This window comes from Pseudomonas sp. REST10, from assembly GCF_029542605.1.
In the GTDB taxonomy this organism is placed as follows: domain Bacteria; phylum Pseudomonadota; class Gammaproteobacteria; order Pseudomonadales; family Pseudomonadaceae; genus Aquipseudomonas; species Aquipseudomonas khazarica.
On sequence record NZ_CP035677.1, the window covers coordinates 1,437,737 to 1,456,625 of the forward strand.

An 18,889-nucleotide genomic window follows, 5' to 3' on the forward strand; every position below is an offset into this window, starting at 1 on the left:
GGCCCGCCATGTCGATCCGTTCTCTTCGCCGCCTGAGCCTGACGCTCGGCTTCAGCCTGCTTGCCGGCGCCGCCCACGCGGAAAACTGGCCGCAGCCCGACTGGCAGGTGCAGGCTGCGGCGCAGACGCCAGCCCTCGCCGAGCTGGAGCGCTATGCCTTCCCAGAACGTGACGATGCCCAGCGCACGGGCATTCGTACCGACGCATTGCTGGTGGTGCGCGATGGCCGCATCGTCTACGAGCGCTACGCCGAACCGACCACGGCGCAGACCGCGCACCTGAGCTGGTCGATGGCCAAGAGCGTCTTCGCCACCGTGCTCGGCGTGGCCTATGGCGAGGGACGCTTCAGGCTCGATGCAGCGGCCGCGCAGTACTACCCGGCGATGGCCGAGCACCCGCAGATCAAGATGGGACACCTGCTCAACTGGGCCTCGGGTCTGGACTGGCAGGAGGACTACGAATACGCGCCGCTGAAGTCGTCGGTGGTGGCCATGCTCTACACCCGGGGGCGTGGCGACATGGCCGCGTTCGCCGCTGCGCATGCGGCCGACGCCGCGCCCGGTACGCGCTTCCGCTATTCCAGCGGCGACAGCAATGTCCTGGCCGCCACCCTGCGCGGCATGCTCGGGCAGCAGGCCTACGCCGACTATCCCTGGACCGCGCTGTTCGAGCCGCTGGGCATCACCAGCGCGGCATGGGAACGCGATGCCAGCGGGACCTTCATCGCCTCGTCCTACGCCTACATGACCGCCCGTGACCTGGCGCGCATCGGCCTGCTCATGCAGCGCGGCGGGCGCTGGGGCGAACGGCAGCTGCTGCCGTCGGCCTGGGTCGATTTCGTTTCCACGCCCTTCGCCGCCTACATGGCGCAGGGGGTCGCTCCGGGTGATGCCGTACCCGGCGGTCAGTGGTGGCTCAACCCCGAGCTGCCGGGCCGGCCGCGACCGTGGCCGGACGCGCCGAGCGATACGGTCGCCGCGCTGGGGCACTGGGGGCAGGGCCTGTACGTGATGCCGAAGGAGAACCTGGTGGTGGTGCGCTATGCCGATGACCGCGACGGCAGCTTCCAGCACAACGAATTGCTCAAGCGCGTGCAGGCGGCCTTCGCCGCGGAGGTACAGCCATGATCCGTCGTCATCCGCTGCTCAGCGTGCTGGTCCTGCTGCTCCTCGTGCTGCTGGCCTGGGCCTGGGCGAATCGCCAGCACCTGGCGGCCTTCCCCGACATCATCGGCGCCTACACGGCCAAGGAGTATTGCTCCTGCCGTTACGTCAGCGGCAACCCGGCGGCCTATTGCGAAGGCTACGTGCAGCAGTACGTGCCGATCAGCAGCCTGCTCGACGACGAAGACGCCAGGCGCGTGACCGCCAGCGGCCTGGGGCGTACCCACAGCGCCGCGTGGCTGGGCGCGCGCCAGGGCTGCCAGCTGCTGCCGAACGAGTGACGCCTGACGCGGCCTGACGGCGCGCTCCAGGGACTGCGCCAGCGGGCGGCGAGGCGCGGGCGCGCGGGCTTTGCAAGGCGGCCCATGGCGGCTATCGTGGCCGACCGGTCATGCCGTTTTCCGAGCCCTCATGCGCCATTCGCCGTTCCCGTCATTGTCTGTCGTCACCGCCTGTAACGGGGCGCTGCGGGCGTTCCTCTTGCCACAGGGGCCAAGCATCCTGTCCTGCGGCCGGGGGCGCTGAGCGTGGCGTTGCGCGGCACCATCTATCCCTGGCGGGCGGGCAACCGTTTCGAGCTGCTGCTCGATGGTGCGGTGTTCTTCCCGCGCATGCTGGCCGCGATCGCCGCAGCCGCGCAGCAGGTGGAGGTGGAGCTGTACCTGATCGAGGATGGCCAGTGCAGCGAGCGCCTGGTCGACGCGCTGTGCCGGGCCGCTGCCCGTGGCGTGCGGGTGCGCGGCCTGTTCGATGCCTACGGTGCGGCGGGGCTGGCAGCGCCGGCGCGTGAGCGCCTGCTGGCGGCTGGGGTGGAACTGCGCTGGTACAACCCGCTGCGCTGGCGTCGTGGCGTGCGCAACTTTCATCGGGATCATCGCAAGCTGGTGCTGGTGGATGGCCGCCTGGCCTATGTCGGCGGCACGGGCGCCACCGACGAGTTCTGGTTGCCCAGCGAGTCGCGCAGCCCCTGGCACGAAGTCATGGTGGAGATCGAAGGGCCGCTGGTGGGCGACTGGCAGCAGTTGTTCGAGCACCAGTGGCGGGCGCGCTTCGCCTGGCGTCCGCAGCACCAGCCGCTGGCGCTGAGCCTGCCGGACTGCCCGCCGGCAGGGCTTGGCCTGGGCCGCGTGGCCTACGCCGATGCCGCCCAGCACCGTGACATCCTGCTGTCCCTGCTACGGGCGCTGCGAGGGGCCCGCCAGCGCGTCTGGTTGGCCACACCGTACTTCCTGCCCACCTGGAAGATTCGCCGAGCGCTGCGTCGGGCGGCGGCGCGCGGTGTCGAGGTGCGCCTGCTGCTGGCCGGCCGCCACACCGATCACCCGCCGGTGCGCTTCGCCGGCCAGCGCTACTACCCCAAGCTGCTCAAGTCAGGCGTGCGCATCTTCGAATACCAGCCCCGTTTCCTGCACCTGAAGATGGTCCTGGTGGACGACTGGGTCAGTGTCGGATCGTGCAATTTCGATCACTGGAACCTGCGCTTCAACCTCGACGCCAACGTCGAGGCACTCGATCCGGGCTTCACCCAGGCGGTGGCGGCGTGCTTCATCGAGGATTTCGCCGTCAGCCGCGAGATCACCCTCGACGACTGGCAGCAGCGGCCCTGGTGGCGTCGCGCCCAGCAACGCCTGTGGGGCTGGCTGGATCGGCTGGCGGTGAACCTGCTGGACCGCTGGCGCTGAAGCACTTCAGCGCGTGCTGACGTTGCGCCCGAACACACCGAAGAACAGCAGGTGCAGGCCCATCGGCAGCAACAGCCAGCGATAGGGAGTATCGGCCTGCCACAGCTGGTAGAGCGCGAGCGGATGGGCGAGCAGCAGCAGCCACCAGCTCAGCGTCGCCAGGTGCTTGAGCCAGGCCTGGCGCTGTTCGTTGCGAAAGTTGAGCAGGCCGAACGCGCCGGGCAGGAAGGCGAAGATCGCGCCCATGGCGAGGGCCAGCGAGGCGCAGAGTTTCAGCAGTATCTCCATGAATCGTGTCGCTCCCGTGATGCGTAGGTGCGCAGCATGCCTGCTCGGTCGCCCGGGGGAAAGTTCCCCGTCCCTTTGATGGTCCGTCATTCATCGCGCTTGGGTCACCGCGCACAGGCCCGTTGCAGGGCGCCATTCATCCTTTCGAGCGACAGATGAAATCCCTCCTTGGTGCGCTTAACCGGGTCGCGGCCGCTGCGTAGGGTTCCTAGCAGCTGTACCCCACTTCAGGAGACCCGCATGACAAGAACAACAGGGCCCGGACTATTCCAGCCGCACACCTTGGCTTTGGCCGTCGCCGTCGGTTTCGCCGCGCAGGCGCAGGCCGTCACCTTCAACATCGGCGAGATCGAAGGGCAGTTCGACAGCTCGCTGTCGATCGGCGCCAGCTGGTCGATGCGCAGCCCGGACCGCGACCTGATCGGGCCGAACAACGGCGGTCAGGGGCAGGCGCAGACCGGCGACGACGGTCGCCTGAACTTCAAGAAGGGCGAGACGTTCTCGAAGATCTTCAAGGGCACCCATGACCTGGAGCTGCGCTATCGCGACACCGGCGTCTTCGTGCGTGGCAAGTACTGGTACGACTTCGAACTCAAGGACGAGAGCCGTCTGTTCAAGGACATCGACGAGCACAATCGCAAGGAAGGCGCCAAGTCCGCCGGCGCCGAGATTCTCGACGCCTTCGTCTACCACAACTACACGATCGGTGACCTGCCAGGCACCGTGCGGCTCGGCAAGCAGGTGGTGAGCTGGGGTGAGAGCACCTTCATCGGCAACAGCATCAACTCGATCAACCCCATCGACGTGGCCGCCTTCCGCCGGCCAGGGGCCGAGCTCAAGGAAGGCCTGATCCCGGTCAACATGTTCTACCTGTCGCAGAGCCTGAGCGATCAGCTGAGCATGGAGGCGTTCTACCAGCTGGAGTGGGACCAGACGGTGATCGACAACTGCGGCACCTTCTTCTCCACCGCCGACGTCGCCGCCGACGGTTGCGACAGCGGTTATCACATCGGTTCGCCGGCCATCGCGCCGCTGCAACCGGTGGCAGCGGCCTTCGGCCAGGGTTTCCAGGTGGATTCCGAAGGGGTGATCCTGCCGCGTGCGGGGGATCGCGATGCGCGTGACAGCGGTCAGTGGGGCGTGGCCCTGCGCTGGCTGGGTGACGAGACCGAGTACGGCGCGTACTTCATGAACTATCACAGCCGCACACCCATCGTCGGCACGCAGAATGCCAGCCTGGCGACGCTGGCCGCGCTGCCCAACATCATCGCCACCGCCAATGGCATCTCTCCCGGTTCGGGGACTGGTCTCGCGCAGAGCGTGATGCTGGGCAACGGCAAGTACTTCCTGGAGTACCCGGAAGACATTCGCCTCTACGGCCTGAGCTTCGCCACCACCCTGCCGACCGGCACCGCCTGGAGCGGCGAGGTCAGCTACCGGCCGAACATGCCGCTGCAGATCAACACCACCGACATGACCCTGAGCCTGCTCAACCCAATCGCGCCCGGCACCGCGCCGGTCTCGGCCGGGGCAGGGCAGGACAACATCGGTTACCGGCGCAAGGAGGTCACCCAGCTACAGACCACCTTCACCCACTTCTTCGATCAGGTGATGGGCGCCGGACGCTTCACCCTGGTGGGCGAGGTCGGCATGGCCCACGTCGGTGGCCTGGAGAGCCGCGAAGACCTGCGCTACGGGCGTGACTCGCTGTTCGGCGCCTACGGTTTCCGTGGCGACACCCATGGCTTCGTCACCCGTACCTCCTGGGGCTACCGCGTGCGCGGCATCTGGGAATACAGCAACGCCATCGCCGGGGTGAACCTCAAGCCGAACATCTCCTGGTCGCACGACGTCGACGGCTACGGCCCCAACGGCCTGTTCAACGAGGGTGCCAAGGCGGTGAGCATCGGTATCGACGCCGACTACCGCAATACCTACACCGCCAGCCTGTCGTACACCGACTTCTTCGGCGGGGATTACAACGTCGCGGTGGACCGCGACTTCCTGGCGCTCAGCTTCGGCGTGAGCTTCTAGGCCATCAGGATCAGTTGAGGAATGCAGATGAATACAACCCTGAAGATGCTCGGCGTACTTTCCCTGAGCCTGTTGGCCAGCAGCGTGCTGGCGGCGGTCAGCGCGGACGAGGCGGCCAAGCTCGGCAGCAGCCTGACGCCGTTGGGCGCGGAGATGGCCGGCAACGCCGCCGGCAGCATCCCCGCCTGGAGCGGTGGCCTGGCCAGCGATGCCGGGCAGGTCGACGCGCGTGGTTTTCTCAGTGACCCCTACGCCAGCGAGCAGCCGCTGTTCACCATCACCGCGCAGAACCTGGAGCAGTACCGCGAGCAGCTGTCTGCCGGGCAACTGGCGATGTTCAAGCGCTACCCGGAAAGCTACCGCATGGCGGTGTATCCGACCCATCGCAGCTCGGCGCTGCCCGACAGCATCTACGCCGCTGCCAGGACCAGCGCGCTGAAGACCGGCCTGCGCGATGGCGGCAACGGCCTGACCGACTTCACCGACAGCCGCTACTACGCCTTCCCGATCCCGCAGAACGGCCTGGAAGTGGTGTGGAACCACATCACCCGCTACCGCGGCGGCAACCTCAAGCGCAGCATCGTGCAGGCGTCGCCGCAGACCAACGGGGCCTACACCCTGGTGCATTTCGAGGACGAGGTGGCCTTCCCCGAGAACATCCCGGACATCGACCCGGACAAGGCGGAGAACGCGCTGCTGTTCTTCAAGCAGCGGGTCACCGCGCCGTCGCGTCTGGCCGGTAACGTGCTGCTGGTGCACGACTCGCTGGATCAGGTGAAGGAACCACGCATGGCCTGGCTGTACAACGCCGGACAGCGCCGCGTGCGCCGGGCGCCGCAGGTGGCGTACGACGGTCCGGGTACTGCCGCTGACGGCCTGCGCACCTCGGACAACTTCGACATGTTCAACGGTGCTCCGGATCGTTACGACTGGAAACTGGTGGGCAAGCGCGAAATGCTGATCCCCTACAACAACTACCGCGTGGCCATACCCCAGGTGAAGTACGAGGACATCCTCAAGGCCGGTCACGTCAATCAGGACCTGATCCGCTACGAGCTGCACCGGGTCTGGGAAGTGGAGGCGACGCTCAAGGCGGGCGAGCGCAACATCTACGCCAAGCGGCGCTTCTATGTGGACGAGGACTCCTGGCAGATCGCCCTGTCCGAGCACTACGACGGGCGTGGCCAGCTGTGGCGCGTCGGCGAGGCCATGCTCATGCAGCACTATGCGCAGAAGGTTCCGGTCTACGCGTTCGAAGCGCTGTACGACATCATCGCCGGACGCTACATCGCCATCGGCATGGCCAACGAGGAGAAGACCTCGGTGCAGTACGGCACCCAGGCCTCGGCCAAGGACTTCACACCTGCGGCCCTGCGTAACGCCGGCGTGCGCTGAGCGGGCCTGCCTTGAACGAGCCGGTGTCACTGCCCGTGACACCGGCTTTTTTGCATCGGGCCGCGGTTGCGTGAATCTCGCCCCATAAGCGTCATGGGGTGGCCATGGCAGATGGGCGGGGTACCATCTGCGAGTGGTTCAACAATGACAACAGAGAGAACCGCTGCCATGCCTACCCTCGCCATCGCCCGTCAGGGTGCGTTGCAGGCGCGACCTGTCGACCTGCCCCGGCTGCCACCTTGCGTGGTGCCTCGTCCCGCCCTGGTGCAACGCCTGCTGGCCAGTGAATCGCGCCTGCGCCTGTTGCGCGCCCCGGCTGGTGCGGGCAAGAGCGTGCTGCTCGGCCAGTGCGCGCGCATGACACCCGCCACGATCGAACCGCTCTGGCTCGACCTGGGTGGCCGTGCGCTGAGCGCCGCGCAACTGTGCAAGCGCCTGGCTGCGGCCCTGCAGCAGCCGTTGGCGGCCGACGAGCACAGCGAAGCCGCGTTGCTCGAGCTGTTGCACCAGCGCAGCGGCCGCCTGTGGATATTCATCGACGATTACCCGCGCGCCGAGGATGGCGAACTCGACGCCTGCCTCGACCGGCTGTTCGCCGCCGCGCCCGCGCAGGTGACTTGGTGGGTTGCGTGCCGCCGCACCCCGGGCTGGAACCTGCCGCGCCTGCTGTTGCAGGGTGACCTGCTCGAGCTGCAGGGCGAGGATCTGGCGCTGGATGGCGAAGCCCTGGACGAGCTGCTGGCGACCCTGCAGTTGCCACTGCCCGACGACCTGCGCCAGGCCCTGCTGCAGTTCAGCGAAGGCTGGCTGGCGGCGATTCGCCTGCTGCTGCTCGATGCCGATGAAGCGGCGCTCCGCCAGCGCCTGCAGTCGGGGTGTCCGCTGTTGCGCGACTACGTGCAGCGCGAGGTGCTCGCCGAGCTGGACGAGGAGCTGCTCGGTGATCTGCACGCCCTGGCACTGTTGCCGCGCTTCTCCGCCTCGCTCTGCGAACACCTGCTGGAGGGGCGCGGCAGCGACATGCTGCACGGGTTGCAGCGGCGTCAGCTGTTCCTGCGCAGCCTGGACAGCAGCGGCAGCTGGTTTCGCCTCTGGCACCCGCTGGCGCAGGTACTGCGGCAGTTGCCGGGCGCTCCGCCGTCGGCCTCGGTACACGTGCGGGCCTGCCAGTGGTTCGCCCAGCACGACGACATTCGCGAGGCGGTCGAGCACGCGCTGCAGGCCGGGCAGATCGAAGTGGCGGTCAATTACCTGCAGCGCTTCAGCCAGGAGCAACTGCTGCAGGGGCACTCGGTCGCGCAGTTCCTGCAGTGGCGCGAGGAGCTGCCTGCCTGGTTGTTCGCCAGTTCGCCGCGGCTGATCGTGCTGCAGGCCTGGGCGTTGATCATCTGCGCACGCTTCGACGAGGCCGCTGAGTGCACCCAGGCGCTGGCGCATTTCCTGCCGCAGCCCGATGCCCGGCGCCAGCGCAAGCTGCTGGCCCAGTGGCAGGCCCTCAGTGGCGTGCTGGCGCGCCAGTGCGGCCGCCGCGACGCCCGCCAGCACTGCCTGGAGGCGTTGCAGGCGCTGGACGAGAGCGGTTGGTCGCAGCGCATCCTGTGCTACCAGGCGCTGGCCCAGCAGTATCTCGCGGAGAATGCCCTGGCCCAGGCGCAGCAGGCGCTGGACGAAGGGCTGCGCCTGGCGCGGCTGCATGGCAGCCTGATCTACGAGGCCCTGCTCAACACCGATCACTGCCTGCTGCTGGAAATGCAGGGCGAGGCCGGGCGCGCCGCCGAACTGGCCGAGCAGTCGCTGGCGCTGCTGCGTGACCGCTTCAGTCACAGCCCGGTGGTCGGGCGTCTGCTGCTGTTGCGGGCCAGCCTGCTGGCGCGCCAGGGCCTCGAGGAGGCCGCGCAGCTCGCCTACCGCCACGGGCTGCAGGAGGCCGAGTATTGCGGGGACGCCTACACCATTTCCGGTTATCTGGGCTTGCTGGAACTGGCCGAGTCGCGCGGCGACCTGGAAGAGGCCTACCAGTGGTTACAGAAGGCCGAGCGGGCCATGCAGTGGTCGCATGTGCCCGAGGTGCGCTATCGCGGCGTGCTGCAGTTACAGAGTGGCCGCCTGCTGTTGCGCCAGGACCAGGTCGGCAGGGCGCGCGAGGTGTTCACCCAGACCTTGCAGCTGCTGCAGCAACGCCAGCAGCTGGCGCCCTCGGGTTTCTACGATCTGCTGCCGCGCCTGCGTCTACACCTGGCGGTCAGCGACCTGTTGCTCGGCCATCGGGCCGCCGCCGAGCATGCGCTGCGCCTGTTGCTCGACGAATGCCAGCTGTCCGGCCACCGCAGCCTGGCCTGCGAGTGCCGGATCGCCCTGGTGGAGTGCCTGCTGCACCAGCAGCAGGAGAGTGCGGCTGAGGCCCTGCTGCGGGTCGCGATCGATGAGGCGCGGCAGCTGCGTCTGCTACGGCCGTTGCAGGAACTGCAGCAGCGTCAGGCGCAGTGGCTCGAGCGGGTGTTGCCGGGGGAGGCGGGCAGCAGCCTGTACCAGCGCCTGTTCGAGCCGGCACCTGCGGTCGATGAGCCGGCCAGTGCCGGAACCGCGCTGCTCAGCTCGCGCGAGCTGGCGGTGCTGCAGCTGATCGCCCAGGGACTGTCGAACCAGGAGATCGCCGATCGCCTGTTCATCTCGCTGCACACGGTCAAGACCCATGCTCGGCGGATCAACGTCAAGCTCGGCGTGCAACGACGCACGCAGGCCGTGGCGATGGCCAAGGCGCAGGGGCTGATGGGCGATTGAGTTCGGCACAGCCTGCTGCGCTAGAAGCAGGCTCGCAATGCTCCAGCTCGCGAGGCGTCGGGGAGCGCCGATCGCGAGCCGGAACCAGGCTGAAGGCTCAGCCGATGAAGTAGAAGGCGCCGCAGATCACCACGCCGGAGTACAGCAGCATGATCAGGCAGTAGCCCATGATGTCGCGGGCGCCGAGGCCGACGATGCCGAGCAGCGGCAGGGCCCAGAACGGCTGGATCATGTTGGTCCAGGCATCACCCCAGGCGATCGCCATGGCGGTCACGGTCGGGGATACGCCCAGGGCCTGGGCGGCCGGCAGCATGATCGGTCCCTGCACGGCCCACTGGCCACCGCCGGACGGCACGAACACGTTGACCACGCCCGCGCTGAGGAAGGCCAGCAGCGGGAAGGTGTCGGCCGACGACCAGGAGATGAAGGTCTCGGTGATCTGCCGGCCAAGGGAGATACCGTCGGCATTGGCGCCCATCATCATGCCCATGATCCCGGCGTAGAAGGGGAACAGCAGGACGATGCCGCCGATGCCGCGCACGCTCTCATCCACGGCGCGCATGTAGCGCTCCGGGGTGCCGTGCATCAGCAGGCCGCAGAACAGGAAGATCGCGATCACCACGTCCAGGCCGAGGACGAAGCCCTTGTTGGCGAAGTGGTTGAACAGGTAGATGCCTGCCATGGCCACCAGGGCCAGGCCGAGAATGCGGCTGTCGTCCAGGCGCTGTGCCGGGGTTTCACGCGCCGGCAGTTCGGCACGGGATTCCACCAGCTTGGCCGGGTCGGCCACCTTGGCCCCCTGGCGCGGGTGCATGGCGCGGTTGAGCAGCGGCAGGCCGATCACCAGCAGGGCGACGATGGTCAGGTTCAGCGGGCTGAACAGGGTCTCGGCGATGCTCACCGGCTCGGTCAGGATGCCGGCGGTGATCCGCGCCAGGTCCGGTCCGCCCGTGGCCATCGACAGCGGGATCGAACCGGCCAGACCGCCGTGCCAGACCAGGAAGCCCGAGTAGGCCGAGGCCACCAGCAGCGGGTAGTCGACGCCATCCACTTTGCGCGCCAGGGCGCGGGCGAACACGGCGCCTATCACCAGGCCGAAGCCCCAGTTGACCCAGCAGCCGAGCAGCGCCACCAGGGTGACCATGACGATTGCCTGTCCTGGTGTGCGGGCGACGCCAGCCAGGCGGTCGAGCTGGCGGTTGATGATCGGGGCGCTGGCCAGGGCGTGGCCGGTGACGAAGATCAGGGCCATCTGCATGGCGAAGCCGAGCAGGGTCCAGAAGCCGCCGCTCCAGTGTTGCACCATGGCCGGCAGCGACTGGCCGGTAGAGAAGATGCCGGCCAGCAGCACGCCCAGGGTGAGCAATGCGGAGAACACGAAAGGTGAGGGCAGGTACTTCTGTACCAGGCTCACGCTCATGCGAGTGAGGGTGTTGAACATGGGGGGACGCCTCTTTCTTATGGTTGTGTAAGAGCCTGTTGAAAACCTGCTGCGCGTCGGGCCTGCGGGGTTAGAACCTGCTCAGAATGCTCATCTACTGCTCGTAAACTCCGCTTCTGCGCCTGTTTTGCCTTGCATGCCTCCCGCTCGCGAGGCTTCGAACATGTTCTGGGGCTTTGACCAGGCACTCTGGGGTTGGCTTCGCCTGGGCGTTGCAGTGGATATGACAAAGCCCGGCACGAGGCCGAGCTGTTTGACGTAGCCCGGATGCAGGCCGGGAGGTCCTCCCCGGATCGTATCCGGGCCACGCTGTTGCAGTCTGCAGGGTGTGATCCACCCTGCGGGTCAGCGCTCGATGGCCAGCGCCACGCCCTGACCGCCACCGATGCACAGGGTGGCCAGGCCTTTCCTGGCGTCGCGGCGGATCATCTCGTGCAGCAGGCTGACCAGCACGCGGCAACCCGAAGCACCGATGGGGTGGCCAAGGGCGATGGCGCCGCCATTGACGTTGACCTTGTCGGCATCCCAGCCCAGCTCCTGGCCCACCGCCAGCGCCTGTGCAGCGAACGCTTCGTTGGCTTCGATCAGGTCCAGGTCGGCCAGGCTCCAGCCGGCCTTGTCCAGGCAGCGGCGAGTGGCGGACACCGGGGCGATACCCATGATCGCCGGATCGACGCCAGCGTTGGCGTAGCCGGCGATCTTCGCCAGCACCGGCAGCCCCAGTGTCTGCGCCTTGGCGGCGCTCATCAGCAGCACTGCAGCGGCACCGTCGTTGAGGCTGGAGGCATTGCCGGCGGTGACGCTGCCGTCCTTCTTGAAGGCGGGCTTGAGCTTGGCCAGGCTGTCGGCGGTGGTCCCGGCGCGTGGCTGCTCGTCACGGGCGAAGGCGAGCGGGTCGCCCTTGCGCTGCGGGATCAGCACCGGGGTGATCTCGGCATCGAAACGACCGGCTTCGATGGCGGCCACGGCTTTCTGTTGCGAGGCGGCGGCGAAGACATCCTGGGCTTCACGGCTGATAGCGTACTTTTCCACCAGGTTCTCGGCAGTGATGCCCATGTGGTAGTCGTTGAAGGCGTCCCACAGGCCGTCGACGATCATGCTGTCGAGCATCTGCGCATGGCCCATGCGCAGGCCGGTACGGGCCTTGGGCAATACGTAGGGCGACAGGCTCATGTTCTCCATGCCGCCGGCGATCACCACCTCGGCGTCGCCGCAGCGGATGGCCTGGGTCGCCAGGTGCAGGGCTTTCAGGCCCGAGCCGCAGACCTTGTTCAGGGTCATCGCCGGCACGGCGTGCGGCAGGCCGGCGCGGATGGCGGCCTGGCGTGCGGGGTTCTGCCCGGAACCTGCGGTGAGCACCTGGCCGAGGATCACCTCATCGACCTGGGCGGCGTCGAGGCCGGTCTGCTCCAGCAGGCGCCTGATGACGATGGCGCCGAGCTCGGGGGCGGGGACCTCGGCCAGGCTGCCCTGGAAACTGCCGATGGCGGTACGGGTGGCGGCGACGATGACGACGTCTTGCATGGGATGACTCCTCTCGGCTGATGGGCCGCGTAGCGTGGGAGGGGCTGAGCCGCGACGAGACAGGCTCGCCGCTGAAGTGCCTCCCGCCATGTAGAAAAACGTTCCGTAGACGCCGTGCGTGGTGGCGCCTACGGAACGGTAGACAACTTAGAAGCTCATTTCCGGCACGTGTTCGGGGACGATCAGCTTGCCGGCGGTCTTGGCGACGATTTCCTCGACGCTGACCCCAGGGGCTCGCTCGCGCAGGACGAACGCGTTGTCCTCGATCTCCAGGTAGGCCAGGTCGGTCAGCACCTTGCGGATACAGCCGCAACCGGTCAGCGGCAGGCTGCAGTGTTCCAGCAGCTTGGACTCGCCGTCCTTGGAGGCGTGGGTCATGGTGACGATGATGTTGTCGGCACCGGCCACCAGGTCCATGGCGCCGCCCATGCCCTTGACCAGCTTGCCGGGGATCATCCACGAGGCGATGTTGCCGCGCACGTCCACCTCGAAGGCACCGAGCACGGTGAGGTCGACATGGCCGCCACGGATCATGGCGAAGGATTGCGCCGAGTCGAAGATCGCCGCGCCCTTGACGGCGGTGACCGTCTGCTTGCCGGCATTGATCATGTCGGCGTCGACTTCGTCCTCGCTCGGAAAGGCGCCCATGCCGAGCAGACCGTTTTCCGATTGCAGCATCACTTGCATGCCCTCGGGCACGTAGTTGGCCACCAGGGTGGGAATGCCGATGCCCAGGTTGACGTAGAAACCATCCTGCAGCTCGCGGGCGACGCGCTGGGCCATTTGTTCACGGGTTAGTGCCATGCTCTTATCCTCTTGGCGGCTGCTGAAGAACTGCCTGCGTGGCCGACGGCGTTGAAAACGGGCTCAAGGTGCTGATTCACTGCGCGTGAACTGCGCTTGTCCGCCTGTTCCTAGCTTGTATCGACTGCCTCGCTGACGTCGTTCAGCAACCTGCTAGCTGCGCAGGGTGCGTTTTTCGATACGTTTCTCGAAGGTGCCGCAGATCAGCCGGTCGACGTAGATGCCGGGGGTGTGAATCTGCGTCGGGTCGAGTTCGCCGGGTTCCACGATCTCTTCCACCTCGACCACTGTGATGCGTCCGGCACTGGCGACCACCGGGTTGAAGTTCTGCGCGGTGTGGCGGTAGACCACGTTGCCGAAATGGTCGGCCTTCCAGCCCTTGACGATGGCGAAGTCGCCGGTGATGGCCGGTTCGAGGATGTAGTGACGGCCGTCGATCTCGCGCGCTTCCTTGCCCTCGGCGACCGGCGTGCCGTAACCCGTGGCGGTGAAGAAGGCAGGAATGCCGGCGCCACCGGCGCGCAGCTTCTCGGCCAGGGTGCCTTGCGGGGTGAGTTCGACTTCCAGCTCGCCGCTGAGCAGCTGCTGTTCGAACAGGGCGTTCTCGCCGACGTAGGAGGCGATCATCTTGCGGATCTGCCGGTCTTCCAGCAGCACGCCGAGACCGAAGCCGTCGACACCGCAGTTGTTGGAGACCACGGTGAGGTCGCGCACACCACGGCGACGGATCTCCGCGATCAGGTTCTCGGGGATGCCGCACAGGCCGAAGCCGCCGGCCAGTACGGTCATGCCGTCCTGCAGGCCGTGCAGGGCTTCTTCATAGCTGCCGACGCGTTTATCGAGTCCGCTCATTCGAGGCTGCCTCTTGTTGTTGTGGGGCAGGAGCACTGCCAGGCTGTGTCCAAGCTTCATCGCTGCGGGCTTATTTGTTAAGTTTGTTTTTCCTCTTGATTGATCAGGTAAATAAATCAATGACCGTCAAGCAGCTACGCGCCTTTCTCGCCGTGGCGCAGAGCCTGAGCTTCGCCCAGGCCTGCGAGCGCCTGCACCTGTCGCAGCCGGCGCTGAGCCTGGCGATCAAGAACCTGGAGCAGTCCCTGGGCGGCCAGTTGCTGGTACGCACCACCCGCAGCGTGGCGCTGACCCCCGAAGGTGAGACCTTGCTGCCGATCGCCGTGCGCCTGCTGGCCGACTGGGACAACGCCGAGGATCTGCTGCGCCAGCACTTCACCCTGCAGATGGGCAAGGTGGCGGTGGCGGCCATGCCGTCGTTCGCCGGCAACCGCCTGCCGGCTGCGTTGCGCGCGTTCCGCGATGCCTATCCGCGGGTCAACGTGGCGGTGCATGACGTGATCAACGAGCAGGTGATGGAGATGGTGCGCGATGGCCGTGTCGAACTGGGTATCGCCTTCGAGCCGGCGACCCTCGACGGCCTGCAGTTCACCGCGCTGTACGACGACCGTTTCGTCGCCGTGGTGCCGGCCGGCAGCGAACTGGCCGGGCAGTCCGCGCTGACCTGGGCGCAGTTGCTGGAGCAGCCCTTCATCACCCTGCAGCGGCCCTCGGCAGTCCGCCTGCTGCTGGAAGACAGCGTGATCGCCCGGCATGGCAAGCTGCCGGTGGCGTTCGAGAGCCACCAGCTGGTGACGGTCGGACGCATGGTCGCCGAAGGCCTGGGCGTCAGCGCGGTGCCGCAGCTGTGTCGCCAGCAGATGGAGGACCTGGGCGCCCGCTGCCTGCCGCTCAGCGAGCCGCAGGTCTCGCGCCGCGTGGGTCTGCTGCACCTGGCCGGGCATCAGCTGTCCAGCGCGGCGCAGGCGTTGAGCGAGGTGCTGCTGCGTCAGAGCGGGGCGTGAGCCGGCGCTAGAGCTGAGGGAGGTCCGCTGGGGTATCGACGTCCTGCAGCACGCCGGGGTCGTCCAGTTCGACGATCTGCACGGCCTCGGCGTTGCGCTGCAGCACCCTGCGTGCGCCGGCATCGCCGCTCAGCGCGGCAAGCTGTGGCCAGAAGTCGCGGCCGATCAGTACCGGGTGGCCGCGGCTGCCGCGATGGCTGGGTTGCACGATGCTGCTCGCGCTGGCCTGCGCCAGCAGGGCATCCAGGCTGTCCCGTCGGATCAGCGGCATGTCGGCGAGAAAGATCGCCACGGCCTGCGCGGACGATTCGGCCTGCAGTCGCGCGATGCCGGCCGCCAGGCTGTGGCCCATGCCTTGGGTCGTGCTCGGGTGCTGCACCAGCCTGACGCGGTCGGACAGGCCCAGCTGCACCACGGCTTCGTCCGGGCGCAGCACCAGCCAGACCTCGTCCAGCCGGGCGCAGGGCAGGGCGAGGCTGGCGGCGAGCAGCGAGCGGCCGTCGGCGAGCAGCTGGCGACGCTTGTCGCTGCCGAAGCGGCGGCTGTAACCGGCCGCCAGCATCAGCGCCGCGACGCGTTCGGCGCGCATGCTCAGCCGGCCAGCCCGGCCGCCCTGGCGCGGGCGGCGTGCAGCTTCTTGTAGCTGTCGATCAGGCGCAGGTGCTTGTCCAGCCCTTCGAGCTGCATGCTGGTCGGTGTCAGGCCATGGAAACGCACGCTGCCCTGCACCGAGCCGATCACCGCATCCATGCGTTCGCTGCCGAACATGCGGCGCAGGTTGTGCTCGTAGTCGGCCAGCTCCAGTTCGTCGTCCAGCTGGATCTCCAGCACGGCATTGACGGCCTGGTAGAACAACCCGCGTTCGACGGTGTTGTCGTTGTATTGCAGGAACATCTCCACCAGTTCCTTGGCATCGTCGTACTTGTTCAGCGCCAGGTTGATCAGCAGCTTCAGTTCGAGAATGGTCAGCTGGCCCCAGACCGTGTTGTCGTCGAACTCGATGCCGATCAGCGTGCTGATGTCGGTGTAGTCGTCGACCTCGCTGTTGTTGAGGTTGCGCAGCAGCGACTTGAGTTCACGGTCGCTCAGGGCATGCAGGTTGAGGATGTCCTTGCGGAACAGCAGCGCCTTGTTGGTGTTGTCCCAGATCAGGTCTTCCACTGGGTAGATTTCCGAATAGCCCGGCACCAGGATGCGACAGGCGTTGGCGCCGAGGTCGTCGTAGGTGGCCATGTAGACCTCCTTGCCCAGGTCTTCGAGGATGCCGAACAGGGTGGCGGCTTCCTGTTCGTTGGACTCCGCGCCTTCGCCGGAGAAGTCCCACTCGACGAACTCGAAGTCGCTCCTGGCGCTGAAGAAGCGCCAGGACACCACGCCGCTGGAGTCGATGAAGTGCTCGACGAAGTTGTTCGGTTCGGTCAGTGCCAGGCTGTCGAAGGTCGGCTGCGGCAGGTCGTTCAGCCCCTCGAAGCTGCGCCCCTGCAGCAGCTCGGTGAGGCTGCGCTCCAGCGCCACTTCCAGGCTCGGGTGGGCGCCGAAGGAGGCGAACACGCCACCGGTGCGCGGGTTCATCAGGGTCACGCACATCACCGGGAACTCGCCGCCCAGGGAGGCGTCCTTGACCAGCACCGGGAAGCCTTGTTCTTCCAGACCCTGGATGCCGGCGACGATGCCCGGGTACTTGGCCAGCACCTCCTGCGGCACGTCCGGCAGGGCCAGTTCGTTCTCCAGGATCTCGCGCTTGACCGCGCGCTCGAAGATTTCCGACAGGCACTGCACCTGCGCTTCGGCCAGGGTGTTGCCGGCGCTCATGCCGTTGGACAGGTACAGGTTCTCGATCAGGTTGGACGGGAAGTACACCGTCTCACCGTCGCTCTGGCGCACGAAGGGCAGCGAGCAGATGCCGCGTGCGCTGTTGCCCGAGTTGGTGTCGAACAGGTGCGAGCCGCGCAGCTCGCCATCCGGGTTGTAGATGGCCAGGCAGTGCTCGTCGAGGATCTCGGCCGGCAGTGCATCCTTCGGCCCCGGCTTGAACCAGCGCTCGTCGGGGTAGTGGACGAACGCGGCATTGGCGATGTCCTCGCCCCAGAACTGGTCGTTGTAGAAGAAGTTGCAGTTGAGCCGTTCGATGAACTCGCCCAGCGCCGACGCCAGGGCGCTTTCCTTGCTCGCACCCTTGCCGTTGGTGAAGCACAGGTTCGACTGCGCATCACGGATATGCAGCGACCAGACGTTGGGCACGATGTTGCGCCAGGAGGCGATCTCGATCTTCATCCCCAGGTCGGCGAGGATGCCCGACATGTTGGCGATGGTCTGTTCCAGTGGTAGGTCCTTGCCCGGAATGTAGGTCGTGCTGTCGGACACCGGCATCAGCAGCGCCTGGGCGTCCGCGTCGAGGTTGTCGACTTCCTCGATGATGAACTCGGGGCCCTGCTGCACCACCTTCTTCACCGTGCAGCGGTCGATGGAGCGCAGGATGCCCTGGCGGTCCTTCTCGGAAATGTCGGCCGGCAGCTCGACCTGGATCTTGAAGATCTGCGCGTAGCGGTTCTCCGGGTCGACGATGTTGTTCTGCGACAGGCGAATGTGCTCGGTGGGGATGTCCCGCGTCTGGCAGTACAGCTTGACGAAATAGGCCGCGCACAACGCCGAGGAGGCGAGGAAGTAGTCGAACGGTCCCGGCGCCGAGCCGTCGCCCTTGTAGCGGATCGGCTGATCGGCGATCACCGTGAAGTCATCGAACTTGGCTTCGAGGCGAAGGTTGTCGAGAAAGTTGACCTTGATTTCCATGGGGCGGCACCAGCAAGCGAAACGAAATGGCCGCCATTATCCGGGTTTTCCGGGGGAAGTCTGTATCGGCGAGCGGATGGTTCGATGCGCGGTGCATGCGCGATGGGCGGTGAAGCCCCTGGCCTCAGCGAGGCCCCCAGAGATCGGGTACGCCACAGTCGGTGTTGGCGATCAGGCGCTTGAGCAGTACCTTCAGCGCCTCGACATCGCTGCTGCCCAGGCGCGAGGAGACCTCCTCCTCGACCGCCTTGGCCAGGGCTATTTCCTCCAGCGAGCACTCCCGGCCCTTGGCCGTCAGCACGTACAGCGTCTCAGCGCCCTTGCGTTCGCTCGCGATGAGCCCCTGGCGCTCGAGAAACAGCAGCGTCGTGGTCTGCACAGGCTTGCCGGTGTAGGAGACGAAGGCGTTGAGCTCATCCAGGCTCAGGCCGTCGCGGATGCACAGTACCGACAGCACGAAGAAGGCATGCTCGTCGAGCTGTCGTGACGGCAGCTGACGGCGCAGCGCGTGCAGCAACTGATAGTGCGAGCGGCCGAGCAGGTAGCCGAGCAGGTCCTCGGTGTAGCTGCACTCCGGTGGTGGCTCGCAGCCCAGGCGCAGCTCTTCAGGTGGCTTGCGCGTGGTCAGGGCGTACTGGCCGCGCTGGAAGGCCAGCGGGGCACGCTCGCTGTGATCGAAGGCGAGCACCTCGCCGACGAAGATCACATGGTCGCCGCCTTCGTACTGGAAGGCGGTGCGGCACTGGAAGCGCGCGGTGCAGTCCTGCAGCAGGGGGGCGTTGCTGAGGCCGTTATCCAGGCGGACACCGGCGAACTTGTCTTCACCCTGGCGGGCGAAGCGTCCGGACAGCTCCTCCTGCTCGGTGGAAAGCACATGCACGTTCCAGTGCCTGGCCTTGCTGAAGGTCTGCAGGCTGCGCGCGCTCTTGGCCAGGCTCCACAGCACCATCGGTGGATTGAGGGACACCGAGTTGAAGCTGTTGGCGGTGATGCCGACCACCTCTCCCTCTTCGCTACAGCTGGTGATGATGGTCACGCCGGTCGTGAACGTGCCCAGGGCCGTGCGGAAGGCCTGGGGGTCGAAGCATCGATGTGCGGTCATGTCGGGCTCGTTGAGCAGGGTTTCATGAT

At 66.8% G+C, this 18,889-nt stretch carries 15 protein-coding genes; 7 read left to right on the top strand and 8 right to left on the bottom strand.

Going from position 1 to position 18,889, the window contains the following annotated elements; genetic code table 11:
* The first annotated feature begins 8 nt into the window (after positions 1 to 8).
* The 3 genes from EWH21_RS06670 to EWH21_RS06680 all read left to right on the top strand — a co-directional run bounded on the left by EWH21_RS06670 (position 9) and on the right by EWH21_RS06680 (position 2,845).
* Entirely contained in the window at positions 9 to 1,127 is a 1,119-nt protein-coding gene (locus tag EWH21_RS06670; RefSeq protein ID WP_277700096.1) for a serine hydrolase, read from the top strand.
* A complete protein-coding gene (locus EWH21_RS06675) occupies positions 1,124 to 1,444 on the top strand; it encodes a hypothetical protein (protein ID WP_037046999.1) in 321 nt (106 codons plus the stop codon). Before EWH21_RS06670 ends, EWH21_RS06675 begins: the two co-directional genes overlap by 4 nt.
* A gap of 252 nt (positions 1,445 to 1,696) precedes the next feature.
* Positions 1,697 to 2,845 (top strand): phosphatidylserine/phosphatidylglycerophosphate/cardiolipin synthase family protein, encoded by a 1,149-nt coding sequence (locus EWH21_RS06680; protein WP_277700595.1) that lies wholly within the window; start codon positions 1,697 to 1,699, stop codon positions 2,843 to 2,845.
* A gap of 6 nt (positions 2,846 to 2,851) precedes the next feature.
* Here EWH21_RS06680 and EWH21_RS06685 read toward each other — a convergent pair whose 3' ends face one another.
* A complete protein-coding gene (locus EWH21_RS06685; protein WP_277700097.1) occupies positions 2,852 to 3,133 on the bottom strand; it encodes a hypothetical protein in 282 nt (93 codons plus the stop codon).
* Positions 3,134 to 3,373: 240 nt separating this feature from the next.
* Between EWH21_RS06685 and EWH21_RS06690 the strand changes: the two genes are divergently transcribed.
* The 3 genes from EWH21_RS06690 (at position 3,374) to EWH21_RS06700 (ending at position 9,343) form a co-directional block, all read left to right on the top strand.
* Positions 3,374 to 5,167 (top strand): DUF1302 domain-containing protein, encoded by a 1,794-nt coding sequence (locus EWH21_RS06690; RefSeq protein ID WP_277700098.1) that lies wholly within the window; start codon positions 3,374 to 3,376, stop codon positions 5,165 to 5,167.
* Positions 5,168 to 5,194: 27 nt separating this feature from the next.
* On the top strand, positions 5,195 to 6,562 hold the full coding sequence (locus EWH21_RS06695; protein ID WP_277700099.1) for a DUF1329 domain-containing protein: 1,368 nt from the start codon (positions 5,195 to 5,197) through the stop codon (positions 6,560 to 6,562).
* Positions 6,563 to 6,730: 168 nt separating this feature from the next.
* Entirely contained in the window at positions 6,731 to 9,343 is a 2,613-nt protein-coding gene (locus EWH21_RS06700; protein ID WP_277700100.1) for a LuxR C-terminal-related transcriptional regulator, read from the top strand.
* Between the two features lie 97 nt (positions 9,344 to 9,440).
* On the opposite strand, the gene EWH21_RS06705 is transcribed toward EWH21_RS06700, so the two are convergent.
* The 4 genes from EWH21_RS06705 to EWH21_RS06720 form a co-directional block, all read right to left on the bottom strand.
* Complete coding sequence (locus tag EWH21_RS06705; RefSeq protein WP_037047010.1) at positions 9,441 to 10,784, bottom strand: short-chain fatty acid transporter; 1,344 nt, start codon at positions 10,782 to 10,784, stop codon at positions 9,441 to 9,443.
* Positions 10,785 to 11,129: 345 nt separating this feature from the next.
* Complete coding sequence (locus EWH21_RS06710; RefSeq protein WP_277700101.1) at positions 11,130 to 12,308, bottom strand: acetyl-CoA C-acetyltransferase; 1,179 nt, start codon at positions 12,306 to 12,308, stop codon at positions 11,130 to 11,132.
* A 147-nt stretch (positions 12,309 to 12,455) separates the two neighbouring features.
* The gene (locus tag EWH21_RS06715) at positions 12,456 to 13,112 is read right to left on the bottom strand and encodes a CoA transferase subunit B (protein WP_037047022.1); all 657 of its coding nucleotides are present in this window, start codon (positions 13,110 to 13,112) and stop codon (positions 12,456 to 12,458) included.
* A gap of 153 nt (positions 13,113 to 13,265) precedes the next feature.
* Complete coding sequence (locus EWH21_RS06720) at positions 13,266 to 13,964, bottom strand: CoA transferase subunit A (protein ID WP_037047024.1); 699 nt, start codon at positions 13,962 to 13,964, stop codon at positions 13,266 to 13,268.
* A gap of 119 nt (positions 13,965 to 14,083) precedes the next feature.
* Between EWH21_RS06720 and EWH21_RS06725 the strand changes: the two genes are divergently transcribed.
* Positions 14,084 to 14,968: a LysR family transcriptional regulator gene (locus EWH21_RS06725; protein WP_277700102.1), complete on the top strand. Its 885-nt coding sequence runs from the start codon at positions 14,084 to 14,086 to the stop codon at positions 14,966 to 14,968.
* A gap of 7 nt (positions 14,969 to 14,975) precedes the next feature.
* Here the strand turns inward: EWH21_RS06725 and EWH21_RS06730 are convergent, their stop codons facing one another.
* The 3 genes from EWH21_RS06730 to EWH21_RS06740 all read right to left on the bottom strand — a co-directional run bounded on the left by EWH21_RS06730 (position 14,976) and on the right by EWH21_RS06740 (position 18,860).
* On the bottom strand, positions 14,976 to 15,557 hold the full coding sequence (locus tag EWH21_RS06730) for a nucleotidyltransferase family protein (protein ID WP_152488056.1): 582 nt from the start codon (positions 15,555 to 15,557) through the stop codon (positions 14,976 to 14,978).
* A gap of 2 nt (positions 15,558 to 15,559) precedes the next feature.
* Complete coding sequence (locus tag EWH21_RS06735) at positions 15,560 to 17,758, bottom strand: OsmC domain/YcaO domain-containing protein (RefSeq protein WP_277700103.1); 2,199 nt, start codon at positions 17,756 to 17,758, stop codon at positions 15,560 to 15,562.
* A 124-nt stretch (positions 17,759 to 17,882) separates the two neighbouring features.
* Entirely contained in the window at positions 17,883 to 18,860 is a 978-nt protein-coding gene (locus EWH21_RS06740; RefSeq protein ID WP_277700104.1) for a flavin reductase, read from the bottom strand.
* Positions 18,861 to 18,889 lie beyond the last annotated feature (29 nt).